General features: G+C 43.6%; 13 protein-coding genes and 3 pseudogenes. 13 read left to right on the top strand and 3 right to left on the bottom strand.

The genetic code is table 11. The features are described from left to right. The first annotated feature begins 417 nt into the window (after positions 1-417). The 4 genes and pseudogenes from BLS59_RS30455 to BLS59_RS30445 all read left to right on the top strand — a co-directional run bounded on the left by BLS59_RS30455 (position 418) and on the right by BLS59_RS30445 (position 3167). Positions 418-1821, top strand: a complete 1404-nt coding sequence (locus tag BLS59_RS30455) for an NAD-dependent succinate-semialdehyde dehydrogenase (RefSeq protein WP_091157675.1) — start codon at positions 418-420, stop codon at positions 1819-1821. 54 nt (positions 1822-1875) lie between these two features. Next, positions 1876-2208 carry a hypothetical protein gene (locus BLS59_RS31450; RefSeq protein WP_143014291.1) on the top strand — a complete coding sequence of 111 codons (333 nt, stop codon included), beginning with the start codon at positions 1876-1878 and terminating at the stop codon, positions 2206-2208. A 12-nt stretch (positions 2209-2220) separates the two neighbouring features. Continuing rightward, positions 2221-2405, top strand: a pseudogene (locus BLS59_RS32805) (hypothetical protein); the annotation flags it as partial. 126 nt (positions 2406-2531) lie between these two features. Continuing rightward, complete coding sequence (locus tag BLS59_RS30445) at positions 2532-3167, top strand: TetR/AcrR family transcriptional regulator (protein ID WP_091157672.1); 636 nt, start codon at positions 2532-2534, stop codon at positions 3165-3167. A gap of 15 nt (positions 3168-3182) precedes the next feature. On the opposite strand, the gene BLS59_RS30440 is transcribed toward BLS59_RS30445, so the two are convergent. Beyond that, on the bottom strand, positions 3183-3428 hold the full coding sequence (locus BLS59_RS30440; RefSeq protein ID WP_091157669.1) for a helix-turn-helix domain-containing protein: 246 nt from the start codon (positions 3426-3428) through the stop codon (positions 3183-3185). 126 nt (positions 3429-3554) lie between these two features. Between BLS59_RS30440 and BLS59_RS30435 the strand changes: the two genes are divergently transcribed. From BLS59_RS30435 to BLS59_RS30395, 9 genes and pseudogenes are all read left to right on the top strand, one after another. Continuing rightward, positions 3555-3815, top strand: coding sequence for a hypothetical protein (locus tag BLS59_RS30435; RefSeq protein ID WP_091157666.1), 261 nt, complete (start codon positions 3555-3557; stop codon positions 3813-3815). 134 nt (positions 3816-3949) lie between these two features. Next, the gene (locus BLS59_RS30430) at positions 3950-4495 is read left to right on the top strand and encodes a hypothetical protein (protein WP_143014290.1); all 546 of its coding nucleotides are present in this window, start codon (positions 3950-3952) and stop codon (positions 4493-4495) included. A gap of 388 nt (positions 4496-4883) precedes the next feature. Further along, positions 4884-6026 (top strand): trans-sulfuration enzyme family protein, encoded by a 1143-nt coding sequence (locus tag BLS59_RS30425; RefSeq protein WP_091157659.1) that lies wholly within the window; start codon positions 4884-4886, stop codon positions 6024-6026. Between the two features lie 23 nt (positions 6027-6049). Further along, entirely contained in the window at positions 6050-7216 is a 1167-nt protein-coding gene (locus BLS59_RS30420) for a trans-sulfuration enzyme family protein (RefSeq protein WP_091157656.1), read from the top strand. Between the two features lie 38 nt (positions 7217-7254). Then, on the top strand, positions 7255-10551 hold the full coding sequence (secA, locus tag BLS59_RS30415; RefSeq protein WP_091157652.1) for a preprotein translocase subunit SecA: 3297 nt from the start codon (positions 7255-7257) through the stop codon (positions 10549-10551). 214 nt (positions 10552-10765) lie between these two features. Beyond that, a complete protein-coding gene (locus tag BLS59_RS30410; RefSeq protein WP_091157648.1) occupies positions 10766-11539 on the top strand; it encodes a ferredoxin reductase domain-containing protein in 774 nt (257 codons plus the stop codon). 97 nt (positions 11540-11636) lie between these two features. Further along, a pseudogene (locus tag BLS59_RS32770) lies at positions 11637-12526 on the top strand (ribonucleotide-diphosphate reductase subunit beta). 105 nt (positions 12527-12631) lie between these two features. Beyond that, complete coding sequence (locus BLS59_RS30400; protein WP_091157645.1) at positions 12632-13264, top strand: FMN-dependent NADH-azoreductase; 633 nt, start codon at positions 12632-12634, stop codon at positions 13262-13264. A 111-nt stretch (positions 13265-13375) separates the two neighbouring features. After that, a pseudogene (locus tag BLS59_RS30395) lies at positions 13376-14491 on the top strand (DNA polymerase III subunit gamma/tau); the annotation flags it as partial. Positions 14492-14586: 95 nt separating this feature from the next. On the opposite strand, the gene BLS59_RS30390 reads toward BLS59_RS30395, so the two are convergent. Both BLS59_RS30390 and BLS59_RS30385 read right to left on the bottom strand, forming a co-directional pair. Beyond that, complete coding sequence (locus BLS59_RS30390) at positions 14587-15345, bottom strand: DJ-1/PfpI family protein (protein ID WP_205411396.1); 759 nt, start codon at positions 15343-15345, stop codon at positions 14587-14589. Positions 15346-15582: 237 nt separating this feature from the next. Then, entirely contained in the window at positions 15583-16239 is a 657-nt protein-coding gene (locus tag BLS59_RS30385; protein WP_091157640.1) for a Crp/Fnr family transcriptional regulator, read from the bottom strand. Between the last annotated feature and the right edge of the window lie 168 nt (positions 16240-16407).

The raw sequence follows: 16407 nt of genomic DNA, 5'->3' as shown, positions 1-16407 counted from the left end.
CGAAAAACAGTGCAATATTGACTGGAAGTTCACACGACAGGACGCAGATAAAAAACTATCAAGACATTATGCTGCATAATTAAATAATCGTCACACTAGTATACGTCGCCAACGCCTATATGAGCTTATTCGGACTGATCCGCCAGGATATTGTCAAGGAAAAAGAAGAAATAAAAGTCCTGAAAAACAAATCGGGAGAATAACAAAGTCCAGTCGTCACAAAACCGGCTTCCAAACAAATGATTACCGATCGCACCATGAGCGCCATGGAAGCCCCCGGGCAACCCCTACAATTAAAAACGATCCGATAGCGTTGCCCGGCGCCGGGATGTGTGAGCAAAATCATTATTATTGCGGTCGTACATCATTGATTAGACTCAGCTCCCATGCTACTTTTGAGCAAAGAACAACAATATCATGGAAGCACTAAGCAAAACGTCACCGATCAAATCGGTCAATCCTTTTAATAATGAAATTGTCGCCACCTTCGAAGTGATGACCGATGAACAGGTGGATTCAAAGATCGGCCTCGCCGACACCGCTTTTCAAAGTTGGCGGAAAACGCCAAAGGCAGAACGGGCACAACTGTTGCGCCGCGTCGCGCATCTGCTGCGTGTCCGCGGGCCCCAGCTGGAAGCGCTGGCTACCCTCGAAATGGGCAAACTCCTGAAAGAAAGCCGGGCGGAAGTGGAACTTTGCGCGGCTATTTTTGATTACTATGCCGATAACGGCGAAAAGTTCCTGGCTGATCAGCCTTTAGACACCCCGCTGGGATCAGCGTTCCTGTCTTATGAACCTATCGGCGTATTGCTGAGTATCCAGCCCTGGAATTTCCCTTTCTACCAGATTACCCGTTCAGCGGCGTCACACCTGATGGCAGGTAACACGATGCTGTTGAAGCATGCCTCCAACGTACCGCAATGCGCGCAGCTGATGGAGGATATTTTCCTGGAGGCCGGTTTTCCCCTGGGTGTGTACCAAAACCTGTTTATACCCGGTTCCAAAATCGACCGCCTGATCGCTGATAAGCGGATCAAAGCGGTAACGCTTACCGGCAGCGAGCCGGCAGGATCTTCCGTTGCCGCGGCAGCCGGGAAGTATATTAAAAAATCCACCCTGGAGCTTGGCGGCAGCGACGCGTTTGTTGTGCTGGATGACGCAGATGTCGAACAGGCAGCCGAAGCCGCGGTGCGCGGCCGGATCTGGAACGCGGGACAAGTTTGCGTATCGCCAAAAAGAGTGATCGTAGAGGAAGGGATTGCCGACGCATTCCTGGAAAAAGTAAAAACTAAATTCGCCGCTTTAAAGATAGGCGACCCGACGGACGAACTCACCGACCTGGCACCGCTGAGCAGTGAAAAAGCAGTAGAAGATGTGATCAAACAGGTTCAGCAAGCAGTTGAACAAGGCGCGACCGTGCTGGCCGGCGGCCATCGTATCGATCGCCCGGGCGCTTTTATGGAACCAACCATTTTGGCCGATATCCAGCCGGGCACCGCTGCCTACGAGGAAGAGATCTTTGGGCCGGTGTTTATGTTCTACCGGGTAAAGAACGAACAGGAAGCGATTGCTTTAGCCAATGCCACCGATTTTGGGCTGGGCGGCAGCGTGTTCAGTTCAGATGATCAGCGTGCTGTAAATGTGGCCAGGCAGATCGATACCGGTATGGTTTACATCAACCATGTGACCGGCATTGCACCTGAATTACCTTTTGGCGGCACGAAACATTCCGGCTACGGTAGGGAACAATCTCCCGCGGCCATTTATGAGTTTGTCAATACCAAGCTGATCCGCGTAACCACAGCGGAAAACGCTTATTGATCAAATCCTGGCAGTCAATCCACAGCAAGCTGCGGATTGACTATTTTTATTCCTATGATAAAAAACGACACCAAGAAACCTGCCGGGAAAGCTTTTACAGGCCCCATGCACCCGGAAATTACCAGGCATAGACCTCGTGCCGGTCAATGGGACGAAGCGCAACTCGTATTATCCTTTCCCGTGATTTATGTTTGCAGTTCATTTTTCGCGCGGGCCTGGCTATCGGTCATGACCTGGAACCTGAATATGTTCACCCTGGTCGGCCTGAGTACCGGGGTGGCTTTCCTGTTCAGCTTAGCCGGCCTGTTGCTGCCCGGAATGTTTCCGCCTGAGTTTAAAACCCATCACGGAGCTGTCGCCTTGTATTTTGAGGCGACTACGGCTTAGTCAACGCCATTGCTGTTGAGAATTGCATGCCCCTGCGCGCTCGGCCTAGCTATTCCCATGTCGGTGATGGTCGGCGTTGGCAAAGGCGCGGGGCCGGCATCATGATCAAGGCCGCGGAAGCGCTGGAACGGATGGACCGCGTCAATATCCTGATCACGGACAAGACCGGTACCCTGACCGAAGGTAAACCGGCCGTTGAGGTCTGGGAATTAATGCGGCAGGGCATCGGGGTGGTCATGCTCACCGGCGATAATGAATATACGGCAGCCGCGGTCGCCCGCTGAATTACAGCAATAAAAATTAAAAATTTTATATACAGTCCTATGAAAAACAGAGAAGAAACGGAAAGAAAGCTCAAGGAAGCGGTCGGCGAATTGATAAAGTTAAAAGGCTTTACCGGTTTAAAAATTAGCAAAATCGCGAGATTAGCAGATGTTGACAGGAAATTGGTTTACCGCTACTTTGGCGGCCTGGAGGGACTAATCGAGGCTTATATCTTAGAAAACGATTACTGGATGTTGTTTTCAGATATCCTTAAGGAAATCATTCAGGAAAGCGGACCAGGCAAGCATCAAGCGACAATCGTCGCCATTCTACAAAATCAATTTCGTTTTTTTTATTCCGGCCACGTGATGCAAAGACTCATCCTTTTTGAAATCTCCCAGCCCAATGATATGATGCGAAGCATCCATAAAGCAAGAGAGGCTCATGGCCAAGTGATGTTCGAACGCTTAAGTACACAATTTGTAGGAAGCAATGTCGATATCCGCGCTATTACCGCGCTGCTGATTGGAGGCATCTATTACGCGATTTTGCATGCTAGGTTTAACGGCGGCATGATCAGCGATATAGACATCAAAACCGAAGCAGGGCAACAGAGCATATTAAATGCGCTTGATCAAATTATTGGCTGGGCGTTCGATGAAGCGAGCAAAACAAGCTCAAAAGAGCCAAAATGAATCAGAAATTATTTATCAATTAACTTTTTCTTTTACCGGCAAAGCGACATCTTTGCATATAAACGCTAATAATTCTGCCGGATCGGCTTCAATTGCCAACGCGATTAGAAATAGTTCATCTACACGAAGGTGGGATTTGGTATTGATGGAGAGCTGACTTATTCTATAGGTGCTTAAGCCCGTCTTTCTGGCTACATCGGCTTTATTGACCGATTTTTTAGCCAGGAACAGGCCCAGGGGTGTTAACGTTTCTTTTTGCAAACTTTATTTTTTGCTAAAAGTATTCCCTACCATGCAGTATTGATAAAATATTTGCATTTGAGTGTTATTACTCTATAATTATAGATAATTTCTCTATTTTTGCAATCGTTGCTTTTACCGTACATTATGGAAACTAAAACGCATACCCCACAGCCGGACTTCTCATCGCTAACAGCCATCATGAAGAGGTTTAATGAAGTTCCTTACAGCCAGTTCCAAACGGAATTAAACGATCATTTCGACCGGAATTATTCTTCCGCAGCTGAAAAGCTGGACCCGGAACAACAGGCAGCCGCGCTTGAACTTAAAAGAAACATCATGCAGTTGGCTAATGATTTATTTGGACAGGCAGATGCAGTGGAACAATGCAAGGACTTACTGAAGTAACCTCACCAGACTATAAGGGCGCAAGCTTAATAGAATAGCTTCGTGAAAATTATTTGGACCATGTCCCAATTTTTCTGATTTAATCCACTGTCCTTTGTCTTTACGCGCAATTATGTTGAAGTAAAAATAGCCTTATGAAATCAAGTCGATTGTTCATTTTCTCTGTTTTCAGTTTTTTGATGATAGCCGGCGGTGTATCGGCCCAGCCAAAAGTTAAAGTCGTAGACGGACTGATATCGCTGGATGATTTTTCGCCTACCGAAAAGAAATACGCCTTATTCACGGATAGCCTCGACAAAAAATTAAAGTCAAACCCAAACGATACGACGAGCCTATTTTACCGGGCTTTGCTTTACCTGCAGTTTAACAATTTCCAGGTGAAACCAGATTTGGGAAGCAACGTGGCTACGGAAAGATTGTTAACGGCCAGAAAAATGGCTGATAAGGCGGATAGCTTGCATATGGAGAATTTCAATCTAAAAGTCTTAAAAGCTCAGATTTGCAAAGAGTTAACAAACAGGTATGCTCCCCTGGAAGTGTGGCGTTTTAATGCTGCACAGTTAGCTGCACGGAAAAAGAGTTTCGATTATTATAAAGGACTGGCAAACCGCGAATATGCGGAACTGGAAGCATTAGATAAAAGCAATGCCTATGCTTATCAGCGGTTAATGGTGAAATAAAGTACAACCATTAAAATATTTCCTGCATTTCTTCTTAGGTGCTCTAATTTTCCAATTGTAGTGCTGATTTCCTATTAGTAATTTACCTATTGCCGTCGAATTTAAAAATCGTTCGCTACCATTCTACATACTTTTCGGCAACTATAACCAGCATGATCGTATCCGTTTATTAATACCATGAGGAGCCGAATGAATGGCAAACAGCCAGTGTTAATTAAGTAAAATGTACCGCGATTTCGTTGAAAAGTACCTTGTAGTTAAGCCAGTATACTGCTACGTTTGATGCGTTGTGGCGATAAAATATGTCTTTCATAAAACCTCCCACCATGTAGACTGGCTATTTGCTTCAATGCTAAGTTGATCTACACAACATAAGCATCATATTAAAATGAAGAAATTAGAAACTCTTTGTGTCCATCCTCTATCAGGACAGGACAACATAGGCGGTGGTGTTACTTCCGCCATACTTCCATCAGCAGCTTATCACTATCTGGATACTGAAGAAAGGCGTTACCCCGGATTTTATTCGACCTATAACCAGGAGAAGCTTGCAGCTATTATCGCCGGCTTAGAACACGGTGAATGGGGACTCATATTCACTTCAGGAATGGCCGCAATAACGACAGCAATTCTTTCGTTTGCGCAACAAAACGACCACATTATATTTTCACGGGATCTTTACGGCGGTACCTGGAAACTGGCCGAAGACGAGTTGCCTAAAAGAGGAATCAGCTTTAGCTACGCAGATAATACGCTTACAAGCTTTCAGGATGCTTTACAAGCTAATACAAAGGTCATTTATATTGAGACACCCTCTAATCCTTTGCTTAAGGTCGTGCCATTAAAAGAAATCGCAGATTTCGCAAAGAAAAATGGCATCATCACCATCGTCGACAATACTTTCGCCTCCCCGGTTAACCAGTTGCCGCTGGATCATGGCATAGATATTTCAGTGCACAGCGGAACCAAATACTTAGGAGGTCATAACGATTTGCCCTATGGTGCATTAGTTTCCAAATTAAAGATACAGAAAGACCCTATATATTTCACAGCTAATATGTACGGCGGCTCATTGTCCCCTTACCAATGTTACCTAGCCGAAAGGAGCTTAAAGACACTCGCTCTGAGGGTTAAAAGACAGAATGAAAATGCGATGAGAATCGCACAATACCTGGAAAAACATCCGGCAGTGGAAAGGGTATATTATCCAGGACTCCAATCGCATGACGATTATCAAATTGCGGTAGCACAAATGCAGGGTTTTGGCGGAATGCTATCTTTTGAACTGCGGGCTGATGCCAAGGAGTTAATTAAATTCCAGCGAAGCTTAACAGTAATCGAACCCGCCATCAGCCTTGGCGGTGTAGAAAGTCTTATATGTTCTCCGGCGCAAACCTCTCACAGGTATATCTCATCGGAAGCGCGGCACCAATTAGGGATAAATGAAAATTTACTTCGCCTGTCTGTTGGCATTGAGGATGTGGAAGATTTGATTGATGATATTGAATCCGCAATCGACAAATCAAAATAATTGAACTTATAGTGTTGCAGGAAATGGAAGAACAAAGTAAATTAATAAGAACCCAGGCTGAAAGGTCAAAAAACCGCGAACATTCTGTTCCGCTATACCTGACTTCGAGTTTTATCTTCGACGATTCGGAACAAAGCCGGGCTACTTTCGCAGGCGAAATGGAAGCCAATATCTATTCAAGATATTCGAATCCAAATACATCTGAATTTATTGCCAAAGTATGTCAAATGGAGGGAGCTGAAGATGGTTTGGCATTTTCGTCCGGTATGGCTGCCGTATTTGCATCATTAGCCGGCTTTTTAAAGAGCGGCGACCACGTTATTGCCTGCAGGTCAATTTTTGGGTCTACCATACAATTATTAGATCAGTTACTCCCACGTTGGGGTATTAGCAGAACTTATGTAACCGCTCTGAATTTAGAGGAATGGGAAGCCGCAATAAAGCCTGAGACAAAGATGATCTTTCTGGAAACACCATCAAATCCAGGACTTGACCTGATTGATTTGGAATGGTTAGGTGGATTGAAGAAAAAATACCCGCACATCATCTTTAATATAGATAATTGCTTTGCTACGCCTTACCTCCAAAAGCCCCTTTCTTACGGATTTGATTTAGTTTGTCATTCTGCTACAAAATATATGGACGGCCAGGGCCGGGTATTAGGCGGTGTTGTAGTTGGTAGAAAAGACCTTATCAATGAATTAATGTTTTTTATACGGCATACCGGACCCGCCATGTCACCGTTTACTGCCTGGCTGTTGTCAAAAAGCCTCGAAACATTAACACTAAGAATGGACAGGCATTGCGAGAACGCATTGGCCGTAGCCAAGCAACTTGAAATTCACAAGTCTGTAAAGTCGGTTAAATATCCGTTCCTACGATCTCATCCGCAATATTTACTGGCCAAGAAACAAATGAAAGCTGGCGGCGCTATCATCACTTTCGAAGTAATTGGAGGATTTGATGCCGCTAAGATATTTTTAGACGGATTAAAAATGATCCTGATCACCTCCAACTTAGGGGATTCAAGGACAATTGTGACTCATCCGGCTTCGACAACCCACTCAAAATTGAGCGAGGATGAACGTAGAGAGGTCGGAATTTTTCCCGGTACCATCCGGTTTTCCGTTGGCTTAGAGGACATCATCGATATTTTGGCAGATGTCAATCAGGCATTGGACCGGATTTAATATTAAATAGATTTTAACGATAAGAGAAGGATAGATATATGTTGCCGTTTATAAACAAGCTTTTTGGAAGCAAATCAAATAGAGATATTAAAAGTATACAGCCGATAGTTGAAAAAATTAAAGCTGAGTTTGGGAAGCTAGAGGGGATTTCTAACGACGAGTTACGCGCACTTACGACAGGCTTTAAAGAAACTATAAAAACCGGTCTTGCAAGCATAGAGGACGAGTTATTAATCATAAAATCCAGGATTGAAACCGAGCTGGATATGGATGTGAATGAGAAGGTACAACTTTACACCCAACAGGATAAGCTGGAGAAAGACCGCAACAAAGCTCTCGAAGTTGTTCTTATGGATATTTTACCGCAGGCTTTTGCTGCCGTAAAGGAAACAACACGACGTTTCAAAGAGAACTCAACCATTGAGGTTACTGCTACCGATTTTGACCGCCAACTGGCCGCTTTAAAAACAAACGTGGTTATAAAAGGCGATAAGGCTATCCATCATAATACTTGGCTGGCTGCCAGTAACGAGGTTACCTGGGATATGGTACATTATGATGTGCAGCTGATCGGTGGTATTGTATTGCACCAGGGAAAAATTGCAGAGATGGCTACCGGGGAAGGTAAAACATTAGTAGCTACGCTGCCTGCGTACTTGAATGCCCTGGCCGGACAAGGCGTGCACATTGTAACCGTGAATGATTACCTGGCGATTCGTGATTCGGAATGGATGGGGCCATTGTATGAGTTCCACGGCCTTTCGGTTGATTGTATTGATAAGCATGAGCCGAATTCGCAGGAGCGCCGCAATGCCTATCTAGCCGATATCACATTCGGTACAAATAACGAGTTTGGCTTTGACTATCTCCGTGACAACATGACACGAAGTCCTGGAGAACTGGTACAACGCAAATCGCATTATGCTATGGTGGATGAGGTTGATTCCGTGTTAATTGACGATGCCCGTACTCCGCTAATTATATCAGGCCCAATGCCACGCGGCGACGAGCACGAATTTTATGAGCTGAAACCTCGTATAGAACGCTTGGTAAACGCACAGAAGAACTATATTAATGGAATCCTAAACGATGCCAAAAAACAAATAAATGATGGTAGAATGGACGCCGAAACCGGTGGGTTATCTTTACTGCGGGCACACCGTGGGTTACCAAAAAGCAAAGCGCTGATCAAATTCCTAAGCGAAAGCGGCAACCGTACTGTGCTACAGAAAACGGAGAATTATTATATGCAGGATCAGGAAAAGGAAATGCCTACGGTGGATTCTGAGCTGTTCTTTGTTATTGACGAAAAAAACAACCAGGTTGAACTAACTGAAAAAGGTATCGAGCTCATTACAACTTCTGGCGAAGACCCTCACTTTTTTGTGATGCCTGATGTGGGGACTGAAATTGCTGAGATTGAAAAATCAAGTGTGGGCATTGAAGAGAAGGTTATAAAGAAAGATGAGCTAATGCGTGATTTTTCCATTAAATCAGAACGCATCCACTCAGTGAACCAGTTGCTTAAAGCTTACACCCTGTTTGAAAAAGATACAGAATACATCCTTGACGAGGGCAAGGTTAAAATTGTAGACGAGGCAACTGGGCGTGTGATGGATGGCCGCCGATATAGTGATGGTTTGCATCAGGCAATTGAGGCGAAAGAGAATGTTAAAGTGGAAGATGCCACTCAAACCTTTGCTACCGTTACCCTTCAAAATTATTTTCGGATGTACCATAAGCTTTGTGGTATGACAGGTACTGCGGTTACTGAAGCGGGTGAGTTTTGGGAAATTTACAAGTTGGACGTGGTGGAGATACCAACCAATAGACCTATTACGCGTGACGATCGCGAGGACCTGGTGTACCGTACTGTACGCGAAAAATATAACGCAGTTGCGGATGAAATTGTAAAACTAACCCAAGCGGGCCGCCCGGTACTGGTAGGGACAACTTCCGTTGAGATCTCGGAATTACTGAGCCGTATGTTGAAACTCCGCGGAATCAAACATAATGTCCTGAACGCCAAGATGCACCAAAAGGAAGCTGACATCGTTGCCGAAGCCGGTACAACAAGTACCGTTACCATAGCCACAAACATGGCAGGCCGTGGCACGGATATTAAATTGGGGCCCGGCGTAAAAGAAGCTGGAGGTTTAGCTATTGTAGGTACTGAACGTCATGAATCACGCCGTGTGGATCGCCAGTTGCGTGGCCGTGCCGGTCGCCAGGGTGATGCAGGATCATCACAATTCTTTGTCGCATTAGAAGATAATCTCATGCGCTTATTCGGCTCAGAGCGTATTGCCAGCCTGATGGAACGTATGGGGATTGAAGAGGGAGAAGTAATCCAGCACGCTATGATCTCTAAATCTATAGAGCGCGCGCAAAAAAAGGTAGAGGAAAATAACTTTGGAATCCGAAAACGGTTGCTGGAATATGATGATGTGATGAACTCACAACGGACTGTTATTTATGCTAAACGTAAAAATGCCCTTTTTGGAGATCGATTGGATGTTGATATCAGCAACACGATTTTCGATGTGGTGGAGGACATTGCCGGTGAATACAAAGAACAAAACAATTACGAAGGTTTTCAACTGGAAATTATCCGTATTTTCTCTGTTGATGTAAATAGTACGCAGGCTGAATTTGCCGGCGCGAAACTGAATAATTTGGTTGATAGCACCTTTGCCCTGGTAACCGAATTTTACAAACGCAAAGCCGAAGGTATTGCTGCCCAAACGTTCCCGGTATTAAAAGAGGTGTTCGCCAGCCGCGGCGGTATGGTTGAAGAAATTATTGTACCGTTTACCGATGGTGTTCACGGATTACAGGTAACTGTGCCCTTGAAAAAGGCGGTTGAAAACCAGGGTTTGGAAGTGTTCAAGTCATTCGAGAAAAACGTGACCCTTTATCTGATTGACGATGCCTGGAAAGAACACCTAAGGGAAATGGACGAGTTAAAGCAATCGGTACAAAATGCTGTGTATGAGCAAAAAGACCCGCTGTTGGTTTACAAGTTCGAAGCTTTTGAACTTTTCCGCCAAATGTTGGCCACTGTAAATAAGCAACTGGTAAGCTTCCTGTTCAGGGGAGTTATCCCGGTTCAGCAGGCACCTGAAGAGATTCGCGAGGCGCAACCCCAGCCACGGACCGACCTGCGAAAAATGCGTATGTCAAAACCCGAGCTGGTACATGAAGGGGGTGGTTTGCCAATGCAAGACACCCGCGAATTGCAAAAACCAAGCCCCGTAAAAGTGGAGCAGAAAATAGGTCGTAATGACCCCTGCCCATGCGGTAGCGGTAAAAAATATAAAAATTGCCACGCGTAATGCTGGCCTAAGTTGTGAAACTTTCAAATGACCTGAAACACTTTAGGAAGTCTTTAATTCATCCTAATTATTAAGCTAGTGCAGGCCACCTGGTCATTGGTAGTTTTTAATTTTCAATTAATCAATTGATGGTGTAGTGTTTTATGATCAGCATCGCCATGCACTGGTCGTAAATATAATCGTCAATGAATTGTATCAAAAAAATAATAAGAAAATGAAAAATCATATTGTAAAGGTCCTGGAAATCCAGAGCCTCACCTATAATGTTAAACGTTTTGTCATTGAAAAACCAACCGGCTTTATATTTACTCCCGGACAGTCCACTGATGTATCTATTAACAAGCCCGGATTGGAGGATATTCTCCGTCCATACAGTTTCACCTGCTGCAATTCGGATAATTATCTGGAATTTGTTATAAAAATCCACACCGAGCACAACGGTGTTACAGAAAAACTTGCGGACCTTGAAACCGGGGATGAACTGATCATTCATGAAGTATTTGGAAGTTTAAAATATAAAGGGCCAGGCGTTTTTATCGCTCGGGGTTCTGGTATTACGCCATTTTTAGCCATTCTTCGCCAGTTAAAATTAAATAATGCATTACGTCATAATATCTTACTATTTGCTAACCATTTTGATCAAGACATTATTTTAAAAGATGAGCTTGATGAAATGTTGGGTGATCGCTGTCAGCATATTTTAGATCATCATGCAAAAGATGACGTTGATTCAGGCCGAATCAATAATATGCTCTTGGAGGCATACTGGGACCCAATCTCTCACTACTATATCTGCGGTCCTGACGACTTTGTATACAAGATGATTGACGATCTTATTGACATAGGCGTGGATGAGGAAAAAATAGTCATTGAAGTAGAGAAGTCGTCGCAATTGCCTGCTATTGTCAACGATGAGACAAATCATATTGGCGATAATAAATCACCTATAAAATCAAATACAACATTGTTAACCTTATCTAATATTTAATTGAGAGAAAAAGATGAACGAAGAAAATGAATTGCTGCTAAGAGAAAATAAAGACCGTTTTGTCCTACTCCCTATTAAATACCCGAAAGTCTGGGAAATGTATAAAAGAGCGGAAGCCAGTTTTTGGACTTCAGAGGAAATTGATTTAACTGAGGACATGAGACATTGGGAAACAATGACCGAAGGTGAAAGGTATTTTATATCTCATGTGTTAGCCTTTTTTGCCGCGAGTGACGGGATAGTCAATGAAAATCTCGCCATTAATTTCATGAGCGAGGTACAAATACCGGAAGCCCGTTGTTTTTATGGTTTCCAGATTATGATGGAAAACATTCACTCGGAAACCTATGCGCAATTGATAGATACTTATACCAAGGATCCCGCCGAAAAAGATAGGTTATTTCATGCAATTGATACGATACCTTGCATACAGAGAAAAGCGGAATGGGCATTACGTTGGATCAATAACGGCTCTTTTGCAGAACGTTTAATTGCCTTTGCGGCGGTAGAAGGCATCTTTTTCTCCGGAAGTTTTTGTTCCATTTTCTGGTTAAAAAAACGGGGATTATGCCGGGACTAACCTTCAGTAATGAACTGATCTCGCGGGATGAGGGGGCGCATTGTGAATTTGCCTGCCTGCTATACAGTATGTTAGAAAACAAACTTTCAACGGAAGCCGCCACTAAAATTATAACCGATGCGGTGGAAATTGAAAAGGAGTTTGTCACTGATGCCTTACCTGTAAACCTGATCGGCATGAATGCCAAGATGATGAGCCAGTATATTGAGTTCGTTGCTGACCGGTGGTTATCCGAGTTAGGTTATGACAAGGTTTATAATACAACGAATCCATTTGATTTCATGGAAATGATCAGCTTACAGGGTAAAACAAATTTCTTTGAAAAACGTGTAGGTGACTATCAGAAAAGCGGCGTTTTCAACTCGGGCCAGGACAGTAAATCTTTTTCATTGGACGAGGAATTTTAATAAGTAAAGAATTTGACAGGACCATGCGTTATTCAACTACTGGTACCTCATTTCCCTCAAGGGACTCGTTAGCTTTACCGCTTAACAAAATTAGACTATATTTAAATGAAAGTATTACATATTGACAGCAGTGTGCGCAGTGACCGGTCCGTTTCAAAGCAACTCTCTAAATTATTTGTTGATAGCCTTGCTCAGAAAAATGGTGAGGTAACAATAGATTATCTCGATTTAACCCAAAATACGCCCAAGCACGTATCTGCTTTATTTATTCAAGGGAATTACAGTAATCCAGAAGATCGATCCCTTGAAATGATCGACGAACTGGCTGATTCCGAGGCTTTGGTTGACCGGTTGCATAAAGCGGACATCTATGTGATTGGAATGCCTATGTATAACTTTTCAATACCCTCTAATTTTAAAGCATTTATTGACAATGTTGTACGAATTGGCAGAACGTTCAAAGCCTCGGAAAATGGGTTTCAAGGCTTGTTACTGAACAAGAAGGTGTATGTCATCAATACAAGGGGAGTGGATTTTACAAATGAAGCCTTCGCTGTTATGGATCAGCTACAGCCATATATAAAAACCGTTTTCGGATTTATGGGGCTGAGCGATATTCAATTCATTAACGTTCACCCTGTACAGTTTGCTGCAGAAGAGGCAAGAATAAAGGCAATCAGTAAAGCAGAAATGGAGATAACAGCAGCGGTTGACCAACTATTTATCCAAGCGCAATAAAACGAATATGGACGGCGGCCTAAAATAACTAATGATGGCCAGGCCCTCTTTTGAGGAACAAATAAGCGCCGCTAATTCAGCCGCATTACAAACCTTATTATTTTAATAGCAATGGAAAATTTCATTGTTTCTGCTCGCAAATACCGTCCGGTGACATTTGAAAGTGTTGTAGGCCAGCAGCACACCACAAATACGCTTAAAAATGCGATTAGGAACAATCAGCTGGCGCAGACCTTTTTATTCTGCGGGCCGCGGGGCGTTGGTAAAACGACGTGTGCACGCATCCTGGCCAAAACAATAAACTGTACGAACTTGAAAGCCGATGGTGAGACTTGCGGCACCTGCGATTCGTGCCAGACGTTTTCCATTGGCAATTCGTTTAATGTAAATGAACTGGATGCGGCTTCTAATAACTCCGTTGATGATATGCGCAACCTGATTGAGCAGGTCCGCATACCCCCTCAAGCAGCAAGGTATAAAATTTACATAATTGATGAGGTACACATGTTATCGCAGGCGGCATTTAACGCCTTCCTTAAAACGCTTGAGGAACCGCCCCGTTACACAATTTTTATACTGGCTACTACCGAAAAACATAAAATACTTCCTACCATACTTTCACGCTGCCAAATATTTGATTTTAATAGGATTAAGGTAGCTGACATAACAGCCCACCTGGCATCCATCGCCCAAAAGGAAGGTATTAAATTTGATCCTGACGGCCTGCACATTATTGCACAAAAAGCGGATGGCGGACTGAGGGATGCGCTTTCCATGTTTGACCAGATTGTTACCTTTTCGGGCAGAAATGTTACTTACCGTGCGGTCATCGAAAACTTAAACATATTTGATTACGACTATTATTTTAATGTAACGGATAGCCTCCTACACGAGGACACCGCCAATACGCTGTTGCTGTTTGATGAGATATTATTCAAAGGTTATGATGGAGCGCAGTTTATTTCGGGATTATCTGGGCATTTACGTAACCTGCTGGTAGGTAAGGATGCATCAACTATTAAACTGTTTGAGGTAAGCGAAAGCATAAAAGCTAAATACCTGCAGCAATCGCAGGCATCAAGCACTTCATTTCTGCTATCCGCCATTGATATAGCCAAGCAATGCGACTTAAATTACAAACTAAGTAAGAACCAGCGTTTGCAGGTGGAATTAGCCTTGTTGAAGATATGCCATCTCAGCTCGGTGTTTAATTTAGCCGCCGACCCTACTATGATACTCAAACGACAAGTAAAAACGAGCTGATAACCTACACCCGTAAATCTACCTCAGGCGAAGTCTGCAAATCCATTCCTTTATTGCAGCTAATCTACCAGGCCATTCAACTTCGCAAAAGGATCGTGATGTGGATCATTGTTCCATCCGTATTCGGCACCGTTCGCGATACGCACAGCCGTATCCTGGCCGAAAAGCCTTGCTATAAGCGCCAGCGCCATATCTGTACCAGCTGAAATTCCTGATGAGGTAAAAAAACGGCCATCTTCAACCCAACGTGCCTGCGCAATCCATTTTACATTTGGTCCCTGGCTGGTGGCCCATTTAAATGCGCGTTTATTAGTAGTGGCTTTAACACCATCCAATAGTCCGGTACGCGCCAAAACCGCTGCGCCGGTACATATGGATGCAACATGCGGGGTCGCTTGGGCTAATAATTTAAAAGCAGATATAAACACTGGATTATTTACTTCCCGCCGGGTTCCGCCTCCACCTGGTATCATTACAATATCTAACTTCGGTGCATCCGCAAAATCGTATTCTACCACAACAGCTGGTCCGGCACTGCTTTTAACTGCTCCTTTTTTCTCGCCGATAATGACGATTTGCACCTCATCCCGCAAGGAACCAAACATTTCTAACGGACCGAAAGTGTCTAATAATTGAAACCCTTCAAATACAACCATTCCAACTGTCATCTTTTCAGGGAGCAAACCTTCTCTTTCTGACCCCTCGGTACGCACTGCATTAAGGGGCTTATTATTTGTGGCAAATGACATAGACGAAAATGCTGCCAGGGCAGTTGTCGCCGTGATGAATTTACGGCGGGAAAAATACTGATTTTTCATGATTTCAATTTTAAGTCTGACTACAGAATATCTTTGCGCCAAAGTTAAATTCAATCACCAGGGCTTTTAAGACAATCTCCGGTCAATTACCGCCATCGCATTATAAACATTGTTTACGTAACTCGCTCAGATAGAAAGCTATTACCGGAGATAGTAGCAAAAAGATTCTACGAACGATGGGCAACTGCGACTGAGATAACTGAAAGATATGCCACGAAGTACTAACACCAATCTCATTTAGGGACCACCAGTGCTTCCGCCTGCCCGTAATTTAATTTTTCTTCCGGTTTGTGAGATTAGGCGATCCTTTTCCAGTTTTCTTAATAATCTTGATATCACCTCCCTGGATGTCCCCAAGTCCGCTGCTATGTCTTGATGAGAAACCTGAATAAATTCCGAATCGACGATTTTTGCTTTGCGTCTAATATAATCTAGTAGCCGGTCTTCCAAGCCATGGCAAATCACTTGCTTGGTCGTTTCGAGCAAATCATTGTAGCGACGTTGGTATTCATGCAAAATGATCTCACTAAAGGATGGATATTTTAGTAGCCATTCCCTCGCTTTCGCTACCGGAACAAGTAAAACTGTGGAGTCAACTTCAGCAATACCAGAAAAATTTACTTTCGTATCACCGAATAGGTGTGCAAAACTGATCACACAGGTCGCGCCAGGATGAATATAATATAGCAAAAAAGGCAAACCCTCATCTTCGCTCATTACTTTGATGACCCCCTCCATGACTATGGGAAGACTTTTTACATACTGGCCGTGCCTGATCAGGTAGTCACGGGCTTTTACCTGGATTACAGTTCCATGTAACACCATTTCCTCCAGCAATTCCTTGTGAAAACCAAGGAAGCATTGTGCGATCGTATCGTAATTATTCTCAGTCATATTATTAGGATAAGTCAGTAAAGCGGAGCGTTCAACTGCCGTTTGTTTTTGTCATTAATTTCAGGTGGTTTAACGTGTTTACAAGATTTACAAAATAAATATTACCTAATCATATATACTGTAACAAAAGTCACAAAAAGTAAAAGGGAAGAACCTTTTATTTGCTGA

It is taken from the genome of Mucilaginibacter pineti, assembly GCF_900101875.1.
GTDB lineage: Bacteria > Bacteroidota > Bacteroidia > Sphingobacteriales > Sphingobacteriaceae > Mucilaginibacter > Mucilaginibacter pineti.
The sequence above is the reverse complement of the archived record's forward strand: the minus strand, read 5'-3'. Positions and strand labels throughout refer to the sequence as shown.